General features: G+C 68.8%; 12 protein-coding genes. 5 read left to right on the plus strand and 7 right to left on the minus strand.

Features of this window, described 5'->3' with window-relative positions; all coding sequences use genetic code 11:
* Window positions 1–329 precede the first annotated feature (329 nt).
* Window positions 330–1,424, minus strand: a complete 1,095-nt coding sequence (locus ACP26O_RS11920; RefSeq protein ID WP_175665002.1) for a glycosyltransferase family 9 protein — start codon at window positions 1,422–1,424, stop codon at window positions 330–332.
* Window positions 1,425–1,746: 322 nt separating this feature from the next.
* Window positions 1,747–5,280, minus strand: a complete 3,534-nt coding sequence (gene dnaE, locus ACP26O_RS11925; protein ID WP_175665003.1) for a DNA polymerase III subunit alpha — start codon at window positions 5,278–5,280, stop codon at window positions 1,747–1,749.
* Between the two features lie 221 nt (window positions 5,281–5,501).
* Here dnaE and ACP26O_RS11930 point away from each other — a divergent pair, with 221 nt between their 5' ends.
* Window positions 5,502–6,356, plus strand: a complete 855-nt coding sequence (locus tag ACP26O_RS11930) for a sulfurtransferase (protein ID WP_011657537.1) — start codon at window positions 5,502–5,504, stop codon at window positions 6,354–6,356.
* Window positions 6,357–6,378: 22 nt separating this feature from the next.
* A complete protein-coding gene (gene gluQRS / locus ACP26O_RS11935; RefSeq protein ID WP_175665004.1) occupies window positions 6,379–7,272 on the plus strand; it encodes a tRNA glutamyl-Q(34) synthetase GluQRS in 894 nt (297 codons plus the stop codon).
* 264 nt (window positions 7,273–7,536) lie between these two features.
* Here gluQRS and ACP26O_RS11940 read toward each other — a convergent pair whose 3' ends face one another.
* The 4 genes from ACP26O_RS11940 to purT form a co-directional block, all read right to left on the minus strand.
* Complete coding sequence (locus tag ACP26O_RS11940; RefSeq protein WP_175701257.1) at window positions 7,537–9,096, minus strand: DEAD/DEAH box helicase; 1,560 nt, start codon at window positions 9,094–9,096, stop codon at window positions 7,537–7,539.
* Between the two features lie 444 nt (window positions 9,097–9,540).
* Window positions 9,541–9,924 carry an MliC family protein gene (locus ACP26O_RS11945; RefSeq protein ID WP_175665006.1) on the minus strand — a complete coding sequence of 128 codons (384 nt, stop codon included), beginning with the start codon at window positions 9,922–9,924 and terminating at the stop codon, window positions 9,541–9,543.
* 90 nt (window positions 9,925–10,014) lie between these two features.
* The gene (locus ACP26O_RS11950; protein WP_175665007.1) at window positions 10,015–10,209 is read right to left on the minus strand and encodes a DUF6726 family protein; all 195 of its coding nucleotides are present in this window, start codon (window positions 10,207–10,209) and stop codon (window positions 10,015–10,017) included.
* A gap of 18 nt (window positions 10,210–10,227) precedes the next feature.
* A complete protein-coding gene (gene purT, locus ACP26O_RS11955) occupies window positions 10,228–11,442 on the minus strand; it encodes a formate-dependent phosphoribosylglycinamide formyltransferase (RefSeq protein WP_126228264.1) in 1,215 nt (404 codons plus the stop codon).
* A 224-nt stretch (window positions 11,443–11,666) separates the two neighbouring features.
* Here purT and ACP26O_RS11960 point away from each other — a divergent pair, with 224 nt between their 5' ends.
* The gene (locus tag ACP26O_RS11960) at window positions 11,667–12,212 is read left to right on the plus strand and encodes an META domain-containing protein (RefSeq protein ID WP_011657541.1); all 546 of its coding nucleotides are present in this window, start codon (window positions 11,667–11,669) and stop codon (window positions 12,210–12,212) included.
* Between the two features lie 180 nt (window positions 12,213–12,392).
* Entirely contained in the window at window positions 12,393–17,300 is a 4,908-nt protein-coding gene (locus ACP26O_RS11965) for a DNA translocase FtsK (protein WP_426356240.1), read from the plus strand.
* Between the two features lie 100 nt (window positions 17,301–17,400).
* Here ACP26O_RS11965 and ACP26O_RS11970 read toward each other — a convergent pair whose 3' ends face one another.
* On the minus strand, window positions 17,401–18,648 hold the full coding sequence (locus ACP26O_RS11970; RefSeq protein WP_175665009.1) for a lactonase family protein: 1,248 nt from the start codon (window positions 18,646–18,648) through the stop codon (window positions 17,401–17,403).
* A gap of 166 nt (window positions 18,649–18,814) precedes the next feature.
* Here ACP26O_RS11970 and ACP26O_RS11975 point away from each other — a divergent pair, with 166 nt between their 5' ends.
* Window positions 18,815–20,650: a glycoside hydrolase family 15 protein gene (locus ACP26O_RS11975; RefSeq protein ID WP_011657544.1), complete on the plus strand. Its 1,836-nt coding sequence runs from the start codon at window positions 18,815–18,817 to the stop codon at window positions 20,648–20,650.
* Window positions 20,651–20,705: the final 55 nt, after the last annotated feature.

The following is a 20,705-nucleotide window of genomic DNA, read 5'->3' on the forward strand; positions in this document are numbered from 1 at the left end:
CTCGCAATGTACAGGATTTTGCGGCGGCAGGCGTGGCGTCGGGTGGCGGGCTTCGAGTGTGGGCGGCACGTTCAGGCGGCGGGTGGTAGCCGGTGCTGCCGTTTCTGGCGATGCGGTAACGGCGGGTGGCGGGCGTCGAGCGTGGGCGGCACGTCCCGGCGGCGGCCGGTAGCCGGCGCTGCCGTTTCTGGCAACGCGGCAACGGCGGGCGGCGGGCAGCGGGACCTGCGACTACCGCGTCCCGTTTCGCCCGTTTGCTCCCGTTTGCTCGCCCTTTGCTCCCCGTTTCCTGCCGCTAGCCTGCCCCTTGTCAGCGCCGGCCGGGCGCGCTACGAAACGATCGCACCGACCTCGGGCACGACTAGCGTGACGTCCGGATGCGGCAGCACGCAGCCCGTCGCGTCGTCGGCCTGCCCCGCCTTCTCCAACAGATGCAGCACCGCACGCTCAACCGCGTCGACGCCGATCGCGTCGACCGTCGCGCCGGCCCGCAGGATCATGTGCGGCACGCCGAGCGGATGCCAGCGCCGGTATTTCTCGGGACGGTCCTCGAACAGCGCGGCCACCGGCACGCCGAGCGCCGACGCGAGATGCACGGGCGCGCTGTCGGCCGACACGATCGCGTCGAGCAGGCTCGCGGCGGCCATTAGTTCGGCCACCGACGACGGCGCGACATGCCGCGCGTTCACATCCCGCCACGCGTCGCCGTCGGGGCCGGCGCCGGCCAACACCGCGGGATCGCGGAACACGATCACGTCGGCGAACGGCGCGAGCCGCCGGCCGAGATCGCACCATCGATCGGCCGGCCAGCGCCGCTCCACCGCCTTGTTCGAGACGAACAGCCCGACGCGCGGCTTCGTGCGGGCCCCGAGCAGCCGATACCAGGTGTCCTGCAGCGCGCGATCCGGATGGACGGACAGCGCGAGACCGTCGAGATCGGTACGACCGAGTTCGGGCACGAGCCGGAATCCCGACAGCGCTTCATGGCACATCGGCCGCGTCGCGACGTGTGCGGGCTTGCGATCGTCGAATTCGGAATCGGCATCGTGCCAGCGGCAATCCTTCACGCCGAGCTGCCGTGCCAACTGGATGCTGCTGCGATGCATGCCGCCGTTCGGCACGACCACGAGGTCGAACCGCAGGCGGCGCAGCCGGCGCACGAGCCGCAGCCGGTCGAAGAACGCGCGCATCCGTCCGGGGCGGTCGTTGCGCTCGCACTGACGGCTGTACACATAGGTATGGACCGCATGCACGTCCGGGTTGCCGTCCAGCGCGCTCGCGTTGTAGCGGTTCGCGACCACGTGCAGTTCCGCGTCCGGCCAGCGGCGTTTCAGCGCGCCGAGGAAAGCGGTCGTGCACAGCATGTCGCCCAGGAAATCAATCCGGATCACGAGGATCCGCCGCTTCGATGTCTCGTTGGCCATTGTTATCGCGTAACTGTCGATTTCTTATCGTCGCGCACCGACCGGCATCCTGACGTCCAGTGCCGTGCCGGCCTTCTCGCGTGGTCGCTCACGGCACCGCGCCGCATCGTGTGCGGCGCGCAACCGCCCCCGTTTTCAAGCGCGTGGCAGCATGCCAGCCGGTGGACGGACCACGGCCGGCGGCGGATCTGCATCGCGCGCGACGGATTGTATAGCGTCCTGATGACAGCCCCAAGCACCTGCCAAAATGGAAACGGCCCGTCGCACCGCACGAAGGCGATGCGACGGGCCGCGCAAGCACCGACCGTCCGGCGGGCCGCGTTCAGTACGTGATTTCGACGACGCTGCCGTCGAACGTCGCGCGCAGCTCCGCGAGCAGCGTGTCGCTCGGCTTCACGCGCCACGCGTCGCCAAGACGCATTTCGCCCTGCGCGCGCGCGTTGCTGTAGTGAACCTGCACCGCGAGCCCGTTCGGCAACGGCGCCTGCGGGCGACGGCCGCCGTCGCGCCCGCCGCCACGCGGCACGGGCGCCTCGAATGCGGGCGCGGCCGCCGAATCGTCCTTCGACACGTGCGGTTCGAGCACGCGGCGCAGCGCCGCCGCATCCGCGTTGCCGTTCATCGTGAGCCGCACCGCCTGCGCGTAGCGGCTGCGCGCACGCTCGAGATCCATCACCGTATCGGCCGTGAAGCGCAGACCGCCGGTGAACGCGTCGTTGCGCGCCTGCCCTTGCACGATCAGCAGTTCGTCTTCCTTGAACAGCGCCTTGTTCGCCTCGAACTGCTCGTTGAAGATCGTGATCTCGCACTGGCCCGAACCGTCGTCGAGCAACGCGATCAGCATCTTGCCGCGCTGGGTCATCTGCGTGCGCAGCGACGCGATGATGCCCGCGACGAGCTTGTCGCGCCCCTCCTTCAGATCGCCGATCTTCTGCCTCACGAACCGGCGCACTTCGTCGCGATACGCGTCGAACAGGTGGCCGGACAGGTAGAAGCCGAGCGCGCCCTTCTCTTCCTGCAGGCGGCGTTTGTCGTCCCACGCGGGTTCGTCGACGAGCGCATGCGCGTGCGGCGACTCGGCGCCCATGTCGAACAGGCCGGCCTGCATCGCGTTCGCCGCGGCCTGCTCGGCCGCTTCCATCGCGAGCGGCACCGACGCGAGCATCTGCGCGCGGTTCGCGTTCAGCGAATCGAATGCACCGGCGCGGATCAGCGCCTCGACCGTGCGGCGATTGACGACGCGCCGGTCGATCCGCTCGCAGAAGTCGAACAGGTCGGTGAACGGCTTTTCCTCGCGCGCGCGCAGGATTTCCTCGATCGCGTTCTGGCCGCTGCCCTTCACCGCGCCGAGGCCGTAGCGGATCGTGCGCGAGCGCTTGCCGTCGGCTTCGCCGACCGGCTCGAAGCGGTAATGCGACTGGTTGATGTCCGGCGGCAGCACGACGAGGTTGTTCACGACGCAATCGTCGAACAGGATCTTCACCTTGTCGGTGTCGTCCATCGCGAGCGTCATGTTGGCCGCCATGAATTCGGCCGGATGGTGCGCCTTCAGCCACGCGGTGTAATACGCGAGCAACGCGTAGGCCGCCGCGTGCGACTTGTTGAAGCCGTAGCCCGCGAACTTCTCCATCAAGTCGAAGATCTCGTCGGACTTCTCGCGCGTGAGGCCGTTCTTCGCCGCACCCTCGGCGAAGATCTCGCGATGCTTGACCATCTCCTCGGGCTTCTTCTTGCCCATCGCGCGACGCAGCAAGTCGGCACCGCCGAGCGAGTAGCCGCCGATGATCTGCGCCATCTGCATCACCTGCTCCTGATAGACCATGATGCCGTAGGTCTCTTTCAGGACGGGTTCGACGCGCGGATCCGGATACTCGACCTTCTCGCGGCCGTGCTTGCGTGCGCAAAAGCTCGGGATCAGGTCCATCGGGCCCGGACGGTACAACGACACGAGCGCGATGATGTCCTCGAAACGGTCGGGCTGCGCATCCTTCAGCATGCCCTGCATCCCGCGGCTTTCCAGCTGGAACACGGCGACCGTGTTGGCCTTCTTCAGGATCTGGAACGACGCGGGATCGTCGAGCGGCACCTGCGCGAGCGACCAGTCGGCCTTCGACGCATCGAGGCGGCGGATGTAGCGCTCGGCCCAGTCGAGGATCGTCAGTGTCGTGAGACCCAGAAAGTCGAACTTCACGAGGCCGACGGCTTCGACGTCGTCCTTGTCGTACTGGCTGACGACGCCGCCGTCGTCGCCCTGCGTGTACAGCGGGCAGAAATCGGTCAGCTTGCCGGGTGCGATCAGCACGCCGCCCGCGTGCATCCCGACGTTACGCGTCAGCCCCTCGACGCGCTGCGCGAGGTCGAGCAGCTGGTGCACTTCGTCCTCGTGGTCGTAGCGCTCCTGCAGTTGCGGCTCTTCCTTCATCGCGTCGGCGATCGTCACGTGCTTGCCCGGCTTGAACGGGATCAGCTTCGCGATGCCATCGGTGAACATGTAGCCGAGATCGAGCACGCGGCCGATGTCGCGCACGGCCGCCTTCGCGGCCATCGTGCCGAAGGTGGCGATCTGCGACACGGCGTCCGCGCCGTATTTTTCCTTCACGTACTGGATCACGCGATCGCGGCCGTGCTGGCAGAAGTCGATGTCGAAGTCGGGCATCGACACGCGTTCCGGATTCAGGAATCGCTCGAACAGCAGGTTGTAGCGCAGCGGATCCAGATCGGTGATGCCGAGCGCGTACGCGACCAGCGAGCCGGCGCCCGAGCCGCGGCCCGGGCCGACCGGCACGCCGTTGTTCTTCGCCCAGTTGATGAAGTCGGCAACGATCAGGAAGTAGCCCGGGAAGCCCATCTTCGTGATGGTCCCGCACTCGAATTCGAGCCGCTTGTAGTACGTGTCGCGCTGCGCGTCACGCTCGGCCGTATCCGGAAACAGCTGTTCGAGGCGCTTCTCGAGCCCCTCCTTCGACAGCTGGACCAGGTAGTCGTCGAGCGACATGCCGTCCGGCGTCGGGAACAGCGGCAGCTTCGGCTTGCCGAGCTCGAGCTTCAGGTTGCAGCGCTTCGCGATCTCGACCGTGTTCGCGACCGCCGACGGCAGATCGGCGAACAGCGCGACCATCTCGTCCTGCGTGCGGAAGTACTGATCGGTCGTGAAGCGTTTCTGGCGCCGCGGATTCGCGAGCATGTCGCCTTCCGAGATGCACACGCGCGCTTCGTGCGCGGTGAAATCGTCGTCGGTCATGAACTGCGTCGGATGCGTCGCGACGACCGGCAGACCGAGCGACGCGGCAAGCGTCGCGGCCTGCTGGATGTACGCCTCGGCGCCCGGCTGGCCGTAACGCTGCAGCTCGATGTAGAAGCCGCCCGGGAACACCTTCGCCCAGCGCTCGGCATGACGGCGCGCGGCTTCCTCGTTACCGGCCGCGAACGCGAGCCCGATATCGCCCTGCTGCGCGCCCGACAGCGCGAGCAGCCCTTGCGACAGCTCGCCGTCGAGCCAGCTCGCGTCGAGCTCCGCACGGCCGCGGTACTGGTTCGTGAGCCATGCCTTCGACAGCAGCTCGCACAGGTTCAGGTAGCCGACCTTGTCCTTCACCAGCAGCAGCAGGCGCGACGGTTTGTCGCGATCGTCCGGATTGGTGATCCAGACGTCGCAGCCGGCGATCGGCTTGATGCCCTTGCCGCGGGCTTCCTGGTAGAAACGGACGAGGCCGAATGCGTTGCCGAGATCGGTGAGGGCGAGCGCGCCCTGGCCGTCCGCGGCCGCCGCCTTGACGATGTCGTCGAGACGCACGATGCCGTCGGCAATCGAGAATTCGGAGTGAACGCGAAGATGGACGAAGCGAGGATCTGACATGGGCGTTATTGTAGCCGCGTCGTCGCGCAGGCTGCCCAAAAAATCCCCGCGCCCGGCCGTTCGGCCGATGCACGCGATGCTGGCCGAACGGTCGGGTGCCGGCGCATGCGCAGTTTGCGGGATAATACGGGTTTTCGAATCTTCGCCCCGGCTTCGCACCCTTTTTTGCGGGGCCGCCGTGCGCCCGCCGCACGGCCGCGGCCGTTTCCCGTCGGACCATCATGACCATCGTCAACCTCGCCGCCTACCACTTCGTGTCGATCGACGCGACCGAGCAATGGCGCCCCCTCGTCACCGCCCGCTGCAACGAACTCGGCCTGCGCGGCACGATCCTGCTCGCGCCGGAAGGCATCAACCTGTTCATCGCCGGCCCGCGCGAAGCGACCGACGCGTTCATCGACTACATCCGCCACGATCCGCTGTTCGAAGGCAAGTTCGCGACGCTGCAGTTCAAGGAGAGCCTGTCCGACTCGCAGCCGTTCCGCCGGATGCTCGTGCGCCTGAAGCGCGAGATCATCACGATGAAGAAGCCCGCGATCAAGCCCGAGCTCGGCCGCGCGCCGTCGGTCGATGCACGCACGCTGAAGGCGTGGCTCGACCGTGGCCACGACGACGCCGGCCGCCCGGTCGTGATGCTCGACACGCGCAATGCGTTCGAAGTGGACGTCGGCACGTTCGACGGCGCGCTCGACTACCGGATCGACAAGTTCAGCGAGTTCCCGGAAGTGATCGACGCGAACCGCGCCGATCTCGAGGGCCGGACGGTCGTGTCGTTCTGCACCGGCGGGATCCGTTGCGAGAAGGCGGCGATCCACATGAAGGAAATCGGCATCGACAACGTGTACCAGCTCGAGGGCGGGATCCTGAAGTATTTCGAGGAAGTCGGCGGCGCGCACTATCACGGCGACTGCTTCGTGTTCGACTACCGCACCGCGCTGAACCCGCAACTGCAGCCGACCGAGAACGTCACGTGCTTCGCGTGCCGCGCGGTCGTCACGCCGGAAGCGCAACAATCGCCGAGCTACGTGCCCGGCAAGTCGTGCCCGGCCTGCGCGCAGGCAGCCAGCGCCGCGTAAGCGCGCGTTGCGCCGTGCCCCGATGAACGGCTATCGCGGCCGCTTCGCGCCGTCGCCCACCGGCCCGCTGCATTTCGGCTCGCTGGTCGGTGCGCTCGCGAGCTGGCTCGACGCGCGCGCGCACGGCGGCGCGTGGCTCGTGCGCATCGAGGACATCGATGGCCCGCGCACGGTGCCCGGTGCCGCCGACGACATCCTCGCGACGCTCGCGCATTTCGGCATGACGCCCGACGAGCCGCCCGTGTGGCAAAGCACGCGCGACGCCGAGTATGCGGCCGCGCTCGAACGGCTCGTCGCCGCGGGGCGCGTCTATCCGTGCGGCTGCACGCGCAAGGAAATCGCCGATTCGCTGCGTGCCGCGCACGAGCGCCACACGACGCTCGCGTACCCGGGCACCTGCCGCACCGGCCTGCACGGCAAGCCCGCGCGCGCGTGGCGGCTGCGCGTGCCGGACGGCGACGATGCGATCGTCACGTTCGACGACCTCTGGCAGCACACGCAAACGCAGAACCTCGCGACCGAAGTCGGCGATTTCGTGCTGAAGCGCGCGGACGGCCAATGGGCGTATCAGCTCGCGGTCGTGGTCGACGATGCCGACGCGGGCATCACGCACGTCGTGCGGGGCGCCGACCTGCTCGATTCGACCGCGCGCCAAATCTACCTGCAGCGCTGTCTCGGCGTGCCGACACCCACCTATCTGCACGTACCCGTCGTCGTCGACGCGAATGGCGAAAAGCTCAGCAAGCAGACGGGCGCGATCGCGCTCGAACGCGACGATCCGCTGCCGGCGCTGCGGGCCGCCGCCGCGCATCTCGGCCTGGCGGTCGATGGCGATCCGTCGGGCGATACGATGGATGCGTTCTACGCGGCCGCGACCGACGTGTGGGCGCGCCGCTTCGGACAGCGCGCCGATTGAATCGCGCGCGGGACGCCGGTCCGTGCCGACCGTGTTCCTGCATCCGTCAGCGCCGAATCCGGTTGCACGAGGCAGCACGCGCGCTGACCACAAGGCACCGGAGCGTCACCCGGACTACGCCCTCCCCACGCGGCACGTCATGGCCCCCGCTCACCGACCTACTCGCAATCCACTCGCCCAATGAAAAACGGGCACATGCTCATCGCATGTACCCGTTTCAGCGGGCAGCGCTCGCGCGCCGCACCAACCTCTTGAACCGCCCGCTTACGCCGACGGCTTGCGCGGCATCCCGAAGCCGCCGAGCAGCGCGGCGACCTGACGCTTCGGCCCCTTCTTCTCGTGCTGCTGCGCGGACTGCGTCTCGTCCGGCTGCGTCGCCGGCACCGACGGTTCGTACGGCTTCAGGAAGAAATCGTCGACCGGCGCCTCGTGGCGACGATGATGGCCGCTACGCTCGGACCCACCTGAACGACGCGCCGACGCACCGCGATGCTCGTCGCGCTCGCGACGGCCGCCGCGTTCACCACCGCGTTCGCCGCTGCGCTCCCCGGCACGCTCGCCGCCGCGCTCGTCGTGACGATGACGCGACGGCTTGTCGAGCGCGAGCGTCTGCACCTCGAGCGGACGCTTGATCAGCTTTTCGATATCGGCCAGCTGCTTGCGCTCGTTCGGGCTGCACAGCGACAGCGCATCGCCCGTCGCGCCCGCGCGGCCCGTGCGGCCGATCCGGTGCACGTAGTCTTCCGCGTTGAACGGCAGGTCGAAGTTGATCACGGCCGGCAGTTCGGCGATGTCGAGACCGCGCGCGGCCACGTCGGTCGCGACCAGCGCCTCGATCTCGCCGCGCTTGAACGCGTCGAGCGCCTGCATCCGCTCGAGCTGCGACTTGTCGCCGTGGATCGCCGACGCGACCACGCCGTCGCGCTCGAGATTGCGCGCCAGCCGGCTCGCGCCGATCTTGCTGTTGCAGAACACGAGCACCTGCTTGAGCCCGCGATCGCGCAACAGTTGCACGACGGCCCCGTGCTTGTCGCCTTCGGCGACGTCGTAGACGATCTGCGTGACGTTCGCGTTGGTCGAGTTGCTGCGCGCGACCTCGATCGTCTGCGGGTTGCGCAGGTAAGTCGATGCGAGCTTCTTGATTTCCGGCGAGAAGGTGGCCGAGAACAGCAGCGTCTGGCGTTCCTTCGGCAGCAGGTTCAGGATGCGCTGCAGGTCGGGCAGGAAGCCCATGTCGAGCATCCGGTCGGCTTCGTCGAGCACGAGGATCTGGACCTGACCGAGGTTCGCCGTCTTTTGCTGCACGTGGTCGAGCAGGCGGCCCGGCGTCGCGATCAGGATCTCGACGCCGCGGCGCAGCTCGGCCATCTGCGGATTCATGTCGACGCCGCCGAACACGACCGCGCTGCGCAGCGACGTGTGCTTCGCATACGCGTGCACGTTCGCGGCGACCTGGTCGGCGAGCTCGCGGGTCGGCGTGAGGATCAGCGCGCGCACCGGGTGACGCGCCGGAGATGCGCTCGTGCTGGCCTGCGGCAGCAGCCGCTGGATGATCGGCAGCGAGAAGCTCGCGGTCTTGCCGGTACCGGTTTGCGCGGCGCCCATGACGTCGCGCCCGGCGAGCACGACGGGAATGGCCTGCGCCTGGATCGGCGTCGGCGTCGTATAACCCTGCTCCGCAATGGCTTTCAGGATATCGGCGGCAAGGCCGAATTGATCGAAGGTTGCGTCGACTGGCTTGGCGACAGAATCGGACATGGTGGCGTTTCGCTCAAAAGGCGCGGCGGGGACATCGTGCGTCAGGCCCGCCGGGCCTGCGCTCATCACAATTCGGAAGTAGACGGAGCCGCGGCGCGCCGCGCGGCGCCGCTCTGGCGCTCGGGACCGGTTCGATTCGAACAACGGGCACCACAGGCCGTGCGGACTCCGTTCGGCGCGAATGCCGGCGGAAAGGGCCGTATTGTAGCACTGCGCGGCCATCTGTCCGTGACAACACCGTGAACGGCCCTGGGCGGCGGTTCGCGGCGTGCGCCGGGAGGCCGGGCGCGGCGATGTGGCGGTCGATCGGGCTAGCCCGATCGGCCGATGGCTGCCATTCGGGGCCGGATCGTGGTCGTGTTGATCGGGAAAATCAGTGGGCAGCCGGCGAGGCCCGGGGGCCGCCCGAGCTGCCGTCCGGTTCAGGACGCGCCCCGGGCGGCCGAGCCGGGCGAGCCGGTCGCAGCGAGATCGGTTCAACCGCATCGCGTATCCGATCGCGCGCGGCACTCAGCCCTTCTTCTTTTTCTTCTTCTCGACCTGCATGCAGTCGCCCAGCAGCGGCGCAGCATTCTGGTCGGCGATCTCGTCGCGCAGCGTCCCTTCCCTGCCCTTCGTCCACCATGTATAGCGTCCGGCCTGGTAGCGCGCGCCCGACGCCGATACGGTATCGACGAACAGCAACTGCTGTCCGTTGACCGGCACCAGCGCGAAGCTCTGGCCGTTGGCCGCGCGCCAGTACGACACGCGTACCGGCTGCTTCACGTTCGCGCACTGATAGATGGTCTGCTCGCGCGCATCGGCGTCGATTTCCTCGACGGTCAGTTGCGCGGCATGCGCGACGGAGACGGCGGAGCCGACCAGCGCGAGCGCGACGAAGGTTTGGCGAATCATGCAGATCCTTTCACGAGACGGGTGGAAGCGCGCCCTAGCGGAACGCGCGGTTATCGTTGGCGATGGCCCGAGGGGACGAGGGTTCGGCGCTCAGGGATCGATGACGTCGGCGCACGCGTCGGTCGGCGCGGCCGCGACATGGCCAACGAGCGGCACGATCTTCAGCCCGGCCGATGCGATCCGGCACGGTGCGGCCGCGACGCCGCACCCCGTGAGACTGACGACCAGCGCCAGCGCGGCGCCCAGCCTGCCGATTCGTCCGATCCACCGCCATGTCGATGTCATCGCGCGCGCCTCGTCTCGTCAGCGCGCCGACACGGGCCGCACGGCCGCCGCGGCACGCTTCGCGCGTTCGCGGGCTTCGTCGACGCTCGCGCCGGTCGCGAGTGCGACGCCCATGCGCCGCTTCGCAAAGCTTTCCGGTTTGCCGAACAGGCGCAGGTCGGCGCCAGGCACGGCCAGCGCGTCGCGCACGCCCTCGAACGCGATGCCGCGCTCGTCGAGCCCGCCGTAGATCACCGCCGACGCGGCCGGCGAACCGAGCGTCGGATCGACCGGCAGCCCGAGAATCGCGCGCGCATGCAGCTCGAACTCCGACTGGCGCTGCGACGCGAGCGTGACGAGGCCGGTGTCGTGCGGCCGCGGGCTCACCTCGGAGAACCAGACGTCGTCGCCGCGCACGAACAGCTCGACGCCGAACAATCCGCGCCCGCCGAGCGCCTCGGTCACCTTGTGCGCGATTTCGCGCGACTTTTCCAGCGCGAGCGCGCTCATCGGCTGCGGCTGCCACGATTCGACGTAGTCGCCCGCCACCTGCACGTGGCCGACCGGCTCGCAGAAGTAGGTGCGCGTCTCGAGCGTCGCCGGGTCGATCGCGCGCACGGTCAGCTGCGTGATCTCGTATTCGAAATCGATGAAGCCTTCGACGATCACGCGGCCGTGGTTCACGCGGCCGCCCGCCATCGCGTAGTCCCACGCGGGCTTCACGTCGGCTTCGCTCCGCACGACCGACTGCCCCTTGCCCGACGACGACATCACGGGCTTCACGACGCACGGCATGCCGATCTTCGCGACGGCCGCGCTGAATGCGTCGAACGAATCCGCGAACGCGTACGGCGACGTCGCGAGCCCGAGCTCCTCGGCCGCGAGCCGGCGGATGCCTTCGCGGTTCATCGTGAGCTGCGTCGCGCGCGCGGTGGGGATCACCTCGGCCAGGCCGGCTGCCTCGATGGCGGCGAGCGCGTCGGTCGCGATCGCCTCGATCTCCGGCACGATCAGGTGCGGACGCTCGGCCTCGACGACCGCGCGCAGTGCGGCGGCGTCGGTCATGTCGATCACGTGCGCACGATGCGCGACCTGGTGGCCCGGCGCGTCCGGGTAGCGGTCGACCGCGACGACTTCGACGCCGAGCCGCTGCAACGCGATGATGACTTCCTTGCCGAGTTCGCCCGCGCCGAGCAGCATGACGCGCGTGGCCGAGGGAGAAAGCGGCGTACCGAGCCGCTGACCGATCTGCATGTGATTTCCCGCTGGTTCTGTTGGAGGACGAAAACGGCTTCGATGTTAACACGCGCACCGGCGCCGGTTTGGCCGCTTTCGTCGCGCCGTCGCGCCGCTGCCCCGCCGCGCGCGGCCCTCAGGCGGGATGCGAACGTTTTCATGCGCGAAGTGTCGGCTCGCCTCGTGCGGGGCGGGTGCGTTACTCTTACGCCTTGTTCAGAATCCGATGAGGAACGAGGCTCATGTCCCACTTGTCCGCCGCCGCACGCGCACGCACCGGTCTGCTTCGCCCGTTGCGCGCGCCGCTCTGCGCGTTGACGCTTGCCACGCTTCTCGCCGCCTGCGCGATGCCGACCCACCCCGATTCCGCCGCCCCCGCACCCGATCCGTACAACCCGGCCGCCGTCCAGCTGCTCGACGACACGAGCTGGGAGCTCACGAGCTGGCTGAACGCCGACGGCACGTCGCGCACGATTCCGCACGGCGACAACGGCGAGCCGATCAAGCTCGCGCTGTCCACCGAATCGGGCATCCGGCGCGCCAGCGGCTTTTCCGGCTGCAACCGTTACATGGGCACCTATGCGCTGAAGAACGGCCTGCTGAGCTTCGGACCGCTTGCCGGCACGCGCATGGCGTGCCCGAACGCGCTCGGCGGCCAGCTCGAGCACGCGTACCTCGATGCGCTCGCGCACATCGCAAAGACCGGCGTGCAGATGCGCGAGCCGCAGCAACTGCAGATCGTGACCGAAGCCGGCGCGACGCTGACCTTCACGCGCCGGAGCCCCTGATGCAGCGCGCGGGCGAGGGCCGGCCGGCCGCCTTCACCACGCGCGGAACCCGGACGCATCCGTCCCGCAGCGTGGAAGCGCACCGCTGCCTTCATGCTGCATTAGAGTCCTGTTCGTCGGCCGGTTAAACTCGGCGGGTCGCGCACCGCGCTCCCCGCCCTCTTCCTGTTTCATCAAAGCATGCACACGGTTGTCTTCGGCTGGTTCGGCATCTCCGCCGTCTGGTTCCTCCTTCTGTTCTGGCGTCTCGTTCAGGCGATGCTGCCCGGTGGCGGCGGCCTCGCCGGCCGCGGCTCGATTCGCCTGTGGCTGGGCTTCGCGGCCGTGTTCGTCGCGAGCTGCGCACTGACGAGCCCGTTGTCGGGCCCCGACACGAATGCGCTCGGCCACGCGTTCTCGAACGGCTTCGCGCACGTGCTCGGCCCGATCGGCACGCCGGTCGCGATGGTCGTGCTGTTCTTCGCGGGCCTGCCGTGGCTGTCCGGCATCGGCTGGCGGCAGTTCGCCGCGTGGGTCGACACGTCGTTCGGCGTCAAGCTCGCGCGCGACGTCGACGACGACGATGTGCGCGGCGTCGCCGATCTGCCGCGCAGCGCGCTGCACCGCGACGACGACCTCGTGCAGCCGACGACCGCCCATACCGTCAACTCGATGGCGCCGCGGCAGAACGGCCGGTATTCGCGCCCGACGGTGTGGAAACCCGATCCGCAGGCCCGGCCGAAGCCGCGCAGCAAGCCAGCGCCGCGCCCGCTCGCGGAGCCGGTCGCGCCGTCGGGCTGGCTGAAGCCGACGCCGGCCAGCCGGATGCCGGCACCGCCCGCACCGGGCACGGCGAGCGCAATGCCGCCCCCGACGACCGGCAGCACCGCCAGCCTCGCGCGCGCCGCCGCGAACGCACAAGTCCCGCGCCCCAGTCCGGCCCCGCTGCCGGCCGGGTTCGAGCCCGTTCGGCCGCAACCGACCGCCGCGCGACCGGCCACGGCCGCGCTGAAGCAGCCGGCCGCGCCACGCACCGCGGTCACGCCGCGTCCGGTTGGCGCGCCGCCGCCGCGCACGCCGGCGCGCCCGGTGACGGGAATCGGCGCCGGTGCCGGCGGCCAGTCGCAGGATGCTGCGCGCCGCCGCCCCGCGCCACCGGCGCCGGCACGCGCGCCGCTCTATGCATGGGTGCAGCAGCCCGCGGAGCCGATCACGCCCGCGCCGAGCGTTCACGACACGCTGCGCTCCATCGAAGCCAGCACCGCGCAGTGGGCGGCGCTGGATGGCGTGAGTCCGACCGATGCGTCGCCGGCGACGGCCGCCGGAGCGACCGTAGCGACCGTGGTCGGCACGGTTGCTGCTGCGGGCAGTGCGGCCGCGGTGGCATCCTCGGCATCCTCGGCATCCTCGGCATCGGCTGCATCGACCGCATCGATGGCCGTACCGGCTGGCGTCGTTCAGGATGCGCGTCAGTTCGCACCTCACGACGCAGGCCGTCCGGATGCGCACGAAGCTGCGTCGGCATACGACGATAACGCACCGATCGTGCTGGATGCGTTCATGCCGGCCGAGCCAACCGTGCGCGCGCCTGCTGTTGATGCAGTTGATGTTATTGATACCGGCACCTCGACGTTCAGTGACGCCGCGCGATATGCCATGTCGGATTCCGCCGTCGAGACCGACGCGCCGACGCGTCATGCGGACAGCGAGCATCCGCACGGTGTCGATGTCCCTGCCGCGCCGGCATTCGATGCGCCGATCGACTTTGCGCCGTGGGAAGACATCGTCAGCTCACCGGTTTCCGGACTCGGCGAATCACAGCAGAGTCCGATTGCTGCGCCGTTGTCGGCCACGCGTGAGCCGTTGGCGGCACATGCGGCTGTCGAAGCGCCTGCTGCTGCCGTTACACCGACGGCAAGCGATACGAGTCGCACCGTCGATGCGAAGGACACGGCCATGGCCGCCGGGATCGTCGGCCACTTCCAGCCGCAATCCGCGCCTCCTGCCGATACCGGCGTATCGGTCGACGCGAAACAACACGCACACGCAACCTTGGACGACGTGAAGCCCGTCCAGCAGGTCGCGCCGGGCACTCCCCTCCCCGCTTCGTCGATCGCGGCAACGCCAACGCGTCAGACCGCCGACGCAATGCCCGTCGCGGCAGCGACGGCGGCGCCCTTTGCCGCGTCGAATACCACGCTGGCCGACACCGTTACGGGAACGGTCTGGAAGGCTCCGGAAAAGCACGCTGGCGAAACCGCGCCGTTGCCCGCAGACGCGCAACGCGCAACACCTGCGTCTGCATCTGCGTCTTCTGCGTCGACCTTTGCAAGCGCTGAACCCGCGTCCGTCGAATCTGCTGCGCCCGCGTCGTGGTCGAAACCGCTGTCCGCTGAACCCTTCGCTGCCGTGCAGACAGCCCCGGTAGCTGGCACGCCGTCGCACATCGGCACCACGTCCGGTTCCGCAGCGCCGACACCGGCGAACACGTCGAACAGCACGCCGCTCGCCGCCACGCCTTCGTTTGCCGGCATGACGAACACGGCCTCCGGTTCGCTGTCGCAACCGGCCGCATCGGTCGCGGCGTCCGTCCCGACGTCCGCAGTGGGCGCTTCCAGCCCGACCACGGCGCCGTCTTCGGTATCCGCACCGTTCGCAGCGGCCGCGCCCTCTGCGACGTCTGCAACCTCTGCGCCCTCTGCAACCTCTGCAACCTCTGCAACCTCTGCAACCTCTGCAACCTCGGCGCCCCCCGCGACCTCCGCGACGGGCGCGTCGGGCATGCTCGCCGCGCAACCTGCTGCGACGGCGCCGACCGTGACGGCCTCCTTGGCACCTGCATCGATCGGCGCGTCCTTCAACGCAGCCGCCTCGCAACCGGCACCAAGCACGCCGGTGTCGCCTGCCGCCGTGTCGTCAGCCGCGTCGGGTAGCGCATTTACCGCAACGCCTGGCGCGTCGGCCACGCCTTCGGCAGCACTGTCGAGCCGCGTGCCTGACGCTTCGGCGATCGGTCAACCGTCCATGTCGACTGCCGCAGCGCAGACGGCAACCGGCGGCACCGCGCCCGCCGCTGCCGCTGCCGTTACCACCTCCCCGGCATCGTCTTCCGGCGCGCTCGCTCCGACGAGCCCGATCGCGGCCGCTTCGCCCGCCGCATTCGGCGGCACGCCAGTTTCGACGAGCGGCGCGCTTGCCTCCGTCGCCGCAACAACTCCCACCGCGACGGCACCGGCCACGCCCCCGACTTCCGCGAACCCGTCGGCGTCGGCATCGCCGATCGTCTCCGTTCCGGGCGCCGCCTCCATCGACGCGGCGCCACCGACCCCACCGATCGCGCCCACCCCGGCGCCGCAGGCCCAGCCGTTCACCGCCGCGCCGGCTCCTGCTGCCGCGCCATCGAGCTGGGCGATGCCCAGCGCCGGCGCAACGCCCACAACGACCGGCACCGCGATCCCGACCGCCACGACCGCGCCGCTCCCGGCCGCAACGCTTCCCGCGGCCACCCTGCAGCCTGCAGCCGAACCCGCTGCACTCGCAGAACCGAGCGCCCCGGCCCCCGACGCGCCCGCCGCACCCGAACGCCCGCCGCGTCCGAACGCATTCGAATTCCACGCGCCCGCGTCGTTCAATGTCGAACTGCCGACGCTCGATCTTCTTGAGCCCGCGTCCTTCGACGTCGAACCGATCACCGAGGAACATCTCGCGCAGACGGCCCAGGTGATCGAACAGCGCCTGCAGGAATTCAAGGTGCCGGTGACGGTGGTCGGCGCATCGGCGGGCCCGGTGATCACCCGCTTCGAGATCGAACCCGCGCTCGGCGTGCGCGGCAGCCAGATCGTCGGCCTGATGAAGGACCTGTCGCGCGGCCTCGGCCTCACGTCGATCCGCGTCGTCGAGACGATTCCCGGCAAGACCTGCATGGGCCTCGAGCTGCCGAACGCGAAACGCCAGATGATCCGCCTGTCGGAGATCCTCGAATCGCGCCAGTACCAGCACTCGACGTCGCAGCTGACGATCGCGATGGGCAAGGACATCACCGGCCACCCGGTCGTCACCGATCTCGCGAAGGCGCCGCACATGCTGGTCGCCGGCACGACGGGCTCCGGCAAGTCGGTCGCGATCAACGCGATGATCCTGTCGCTGCTGTACAAGGCGACGCCCGAGGACGTGCGGCTGATCATGATCGACCCGAAGATGCTCGAGCTGTCGGTCTACGAAGGCATCCCGCACCTGCTCGCGCCGGTCGTCACGGACATGAAGCTCGCGGCGAACGCGCTGAACTGGTGCGTCGGCGAAATGGAGAAGCGCTACCGGCTGATGTCGGCCGTCGGCGTGCGCAACCTCGCGGGCTTCAACCAGAAGATCCGCGACGCGGAAGCGAAGGAAAAGAAGATCGGCAACCCGTTCTCGCTGACGCCCGAAGATCCAGAGCCGCTGTCGAAGCTGCCGCTGATCGTCGTCGTGATCGACGAGCTGGCCGACCTGATGATGGTCGCCGGCAAGAAGATCGAGGAGCTGATCGCCCGTCTCGCGCAAAAGGCGCGCGCGGCCGGCATCCACCTGATCCTCGCGACGCAGCGCCCGTCCGTCGACGTGATCACCGGCCTCATCAAGGCCAACATTCCGACGCGCGTCGCGTTCCAGGTGTCGTCGAAGATCGACTCGCGCACGATCCTCGACCAGATGGGCGCCGAATCGCTGCTCGGCCAGGGCGACATGCTGTTCCTGCCGCCGGGCACCGGCTACCCGCAGCGCGTGCACGGCGCGTTCGTCGCCGACGAGGAAGTGCACCGGATCGTCGAATACCTGAAGCAGTTCGGCGAGCCGCAGTACGAGGAAGGGATTCTCGACGGCCCCGCCGCCGACGGTGCGACGCAGGACCTGTTCGGCGACGCGCCCGATGCGGAAGCCGATCCGCTGTACGACGAAGCGGTCGCGTTCGTCGTGCGCACGCGGCGTGCGTCGATCTCGTCGGTGCAGCGTCAGCTGCGCATCGGCTACAACCGTGCCGCGCGCCTCGTCGAGCAGATGGAAGCGGCCGGACTCGTGTCGGCGATGGGCATCAACGGCAGCCGCGAGGTGCTCGTGCCGGCCGCGGCCGACTGAGCATCGCGGCCGGAAGGCCGCCGACGATCGATCCGGGCGCCCCGCGCAAGCGGCCGCCCGACACGGAAAGGGCGCTGCCTCGGCAGCGCCCTTCGTGCATTTACTGCGCCACCGGCACCAGCTTGAAGTCGACCGGGCTGCCGAGCGCCACCTTCTGCGGATTCGCGCCGAGCTGCCCCGTTTCGACATCGCGGCTGAACACGTAGAACGTGTCGCTGTCCTGGTTGCCGACGATCAGCCACTTGCCGGTCGGATCGATCAGGAATTCACGCGGCGTCTTGCCGAGGCTCGACTGGCGGCCGACAGTTTTCAGCCGGCCGTCGGCCTGATTCACCGCGTAGATCACGATCTCGTTCACGTCGCCGCGGTTGGTCACGTACAGGAAGCGGCCGTCCGGAGACAGATGGATCGCGCCGCCGCCGACCTTGCCCTTGAAGCCCGGCACCGTCATCGGCAGCGTCTGGACCGGCGTCAGCTTGCCGTCGTGGTAGCCGAACACCTCGACCGAAGCGTTGAGTTCGCTCGTCACGTACGCGAACCGCCCGTCGGCGCCGAACACCATGTGACGCGGGCCGGAGCCGGTCTTCACGGGCGTGTAGCGCGTGTCGGTCGGGCTGATCAGCCCGCGGCTGCCGTCCACCGTGTAGCGGTAGCCGTAGAGCTTGTCCGCGCCGAGATCCTGCACGAACAGGTAGCGGCCATCGGGCGAGAACACCGTCGAGTGCACGTGCGCGCCGTCCTGGCGGCCCTTCACGGGCCCCGTGCCTTCGTGGTGCACGGTCAGCACGGCCGGACCGACCGAGCCGCCGTCGCGGGTCGGGAACACCGCGAAGCTGCCGCCCGGATCGGCCGCGACCGAGTAGTTCGCCGTGACGAGGTACTTGCCGTCCGGCGACAGCGCGAGATAGCACGGGTCGTTCCCTTCCGACGACACGCGGTCGATGAATGTGAGCGCACCCGTTTTCGGATCGAAGCCGAACGCGCTGATGCCGCCGCGCTGAGTGGCCGGTCCGTTGTCGCCGGGCAGTTCGTTGACCGCGTAGACGGTGCGACCGTCGCGGCTTGGCAACAGATAGGACGGATTTACCGTCTTCGCCGACGATACGGGCGCGACGCTGCCCGTTTTCGTATCGAAGCGGTACACATAGATGCCGTCGCTGCCGCGCCCCGTATAGGTGCCGACGAGCAGGTGGAAGGCGCCGTCGGCCGCTGCCGGCGATTGTTGTGCAAAGCTGGAGGTCGCGGACAAGGAAAGCACGAGCGCGAAACCTTTCATCCAGTGAGCGAGCCTAAGCGGGAACGCTCGTGTCGAAGCGCGTGCGTCATGCTCGCGTAAACGGTTGGGCATTGAATCCTCCTTGCATCGAGTCGCTTCAAGTGTTGAGATAGGACGAAACGCCGGCCGTTCCTGCGCTCCGCCGCCCGGCCGAGTATACGGGGCGCGACGCCGACACGTGAAGCCCGGGCGCCGCAGCCTGCATTGTGAACTCGAATAACCCAAGGACCGCTTGCCCATGCCCGCCTTGATCGAAGACTACGCCCTCGTCGGCGACGGACACACCGCCGCGCTGATTTCGAAAGAAGGCTCCGTCGACTGGCTGTGCTGGCCCCGCTTCGATTCGGGCGCCTGTTTCGCGGCGCTGGTCGGCACCCCCGAGCACGGCCGCTGGCTGCTCGCGCCGGCCGCCGACGCCGCGATCACGCACACGTCACGCCGCTACCGCGGCGACACGCTGATTCTCGAAACCGACTACGAAAGCGCCGACGGCGCCGTGACCGTGATCGACTTCATGCCGCCCGGCAACGGCTGGTCGGAACTCGTGCGGATCGTCGTCGGCCGGCACGGCACGATGAAGATGCGCATGGAGCTGGTGTTGCGCTTCGACTACGGTTTCTCGATCCCGTGGGTCACGCAGCTGTCACGCGAGAACGGGGTGAAAGCAATCGCCGGACCCGATACGGTCGTGCTGCGCACGCCGGTCGAACTCACCGGCAAGAACCTGCACACGCTCGCCGAATTCACGGTGAGCGCCGACGAGCGCATCCCGTTCTCGCTCGGCTACGCGGCGTCCCACCTGCGGCTGCCGCCCGCGCGCGACCCGCTGTCGATGCTCGCGCGCACCGAGAACTACTGGCTCGAATGGTCGGGGCGCTGCCAGGTGCAGGGCCGCTACGCGGCCGCCGTGCGCCGCTCGCTGATCACGCTGAAGGCGCTCGCGTACGAGCCAACCGGCGGCATCGTCGCGGCGCCCACCACGTCGCTGCCCGAGAAGATCGGCGGCAACCGCAACTGGGACTATCGCTACTGCTGGCTGCGCGATGCGACGATCACGCTGCTCGCGCTGATGCGCGGCGGCTACTACGACGAGGCGCGCGCGTGGCGCACGTGGCTCGGCCGCGTGATGGCCGGCTCGCCCGAGCAGATCCAGATCATGTACGGGATCGCCGGCGAGCGCCGGCTGCCGGAAATGGAGCTCGACTGGCTGCCCGGCTACCAGGATTCGAAGCCGGTGCGCGTCGGCAACGGCGCCGCCAACCAGCTGCAGCTCGACGTGTTCGGCGAGATCATGGCCGCGCTGCATCTCGCGCGCGTGGGCGGCCTGCAGGCCGACGACACGGTCTGGTCCGTGCAATGCGCGCTGCTCGATCATCTCGAGAAGATCTGGCAGGAGCCGGATGAAGGCATCTGGGAAACGCGCGGCGGCCGCCGCCATTTCACGTTCTCGAAGGTGATGGCGTGGGTCGCGTTCGACCGCGCGATCAAGTCGGCGGAGATGTTCCGGCTGCCCGGCTCGCTCGACCGCTGGCGCGCGCTGCGCGACCGGATCCACGCTGATGTATGCGACAACGCATGGCATGAAGGCAAACAGTCGTTTGCACAAAGCTACGGCAGCGACGAGCTCGACGCGAGCGTGCTGCTGATGCCGCTGCTCGGCTTCTTGCCGCCGGAAGACCCGCGCATCGTCGGTACGGTCGAGGCGATCGAGCGGGAATTGCTGCACGACGGGCTCGTGATGCGCTACCGCACGACCGAATACGACGACGGCCTGCCGCCCGGCGAAGGCACGTTTCTCGCATGCAGCTTCTGGCTGGTCGACAATTACGCGCTGCTCGGCCGGATCGACGACGCGCACCGGCTGTTCAGCCGGCTGCTCGCGCTGTCCAACGACCTCGGGCTGCTTGCCGAGGAATACGATCCGGTCGAAGGCCGGCTCGTCGGCAATTTCCCGCAGGCGTTTTCGCACGTAGCGCTGGTGCATACCGCGATGAACCTCATGCACCACGAAGATGCAATGGCGCGCGCGGCAGGCCAGCCGGCCCCGGCCCCGGCCATGGCGACGGGGCGCTGAACGGCGGCGGCGCGGCTTCTTCAGAGATCGTCAATTCGCAAAAGTTTGATGAAAA

The sequence above is a fragment of the Burkholderia sp. R-40 genome, assembly GCF_049942845.1.
In the GTDB taxonomy this organism is placed as follows: Bacteria; Pseudomonadota; Gammaproteobacteria; order Burkholderiales; family Burkholderiaceae; genus Burkholderia; species Burkholderia ambifaria.

What these genes read in the sequence shown, in the direction of transcription:
- gluQRS (WP_175665004.1), top strand. Translation starts at nt 6,379, where the DNA reads ATGAACGGCTATCGCGGCCGCTTCGCGCCGTCGCCCACCGGCCCGCTG.
- ACP26O_RS11920 (WP_175665002.1), bottom strand. Translation starts at nt 1,424, where the DNA reads ATGGCCAACGAGACATCGAAGCGGCGGATCCTCGTGATCCGGATTGAT.
- ACP26O_RS11960 (WP_011657541.1), top strand. Translation starts at nt 11,667, where the DNA reads ATGTCCCACTTGTCCGCCGCCGCACGCGCACGCACCGGTCTGCTTCGC.
- purT (WP_126228264.1), bottom strand. Translation starts at nt 11,442, where the DNA reads ATGCAGATCGGTCAGCGGCTCGGTACGCCGCTTTCTCCCTCGGCCACG.
- ACP26O_RS11965 (WP_426356240.1), top strand. Translation starts at nt 12,393, where the DNA reads ATGCACACGGTTGTCTTCGGCTGGTTCGGCATCTCCGCCGTCTGGTTC.
- ACP26O_RS11940 (WP_175701257.1), bottom strand. Translation starts at nt 9,096, where the DNA reads ATGAGCGCAGGCCCGGCGGGCCTGACGCACGATGTCCCCGCCGCGCCT.
- ACP26O_RS11975 (WP_011657544.1), top strand. Translation starts at nt 18,815, where the DNA reads ATGCCCGCCTTGATCGAAGACTACGCCCTCGTCGGCGACGGACACACC.
- ACP26O_RS11970 (WP_175665009.1), bottom strand. Translation starts at nt 18,648, where the DNA reads ATGCCCAACCGTTTACGCGAGCATGACGCACGCGCTTCGACACGAGCG.
- ACP26O_RS11945 (WP_175665006.1), bottom strand. Translation starts at nt 9,924, where the DNA reads ATGATTCGCCAAACCTTCGTCGCGCTCGCGCTGGTCGGCTCCGCCGTC.
- ACP26O_RS11950 (WP_175665007.1), bottom strand. Translation starts at nt 10,209, where the DNA reads ATGACATCGACATGGCGGTGGATCGGACGAATCGGCAGGCTGGGCGCC.
- ACP26O_RS11930 (WP_011657537.1), top strand. Translation starts at nt 5,502, where the DNA reads ATGACCATCGTCAACCTCGCCGCCTACCACTTCGTGTCGATCGACGCG.
- dnaE (WP_175665003.1), bottom strand. Translation starts at nt 5,280, where the DNA reads ATGTCAGATCCTCGCTTCGTCCATCTTCGCGTTCACTCCGAATTCTCG.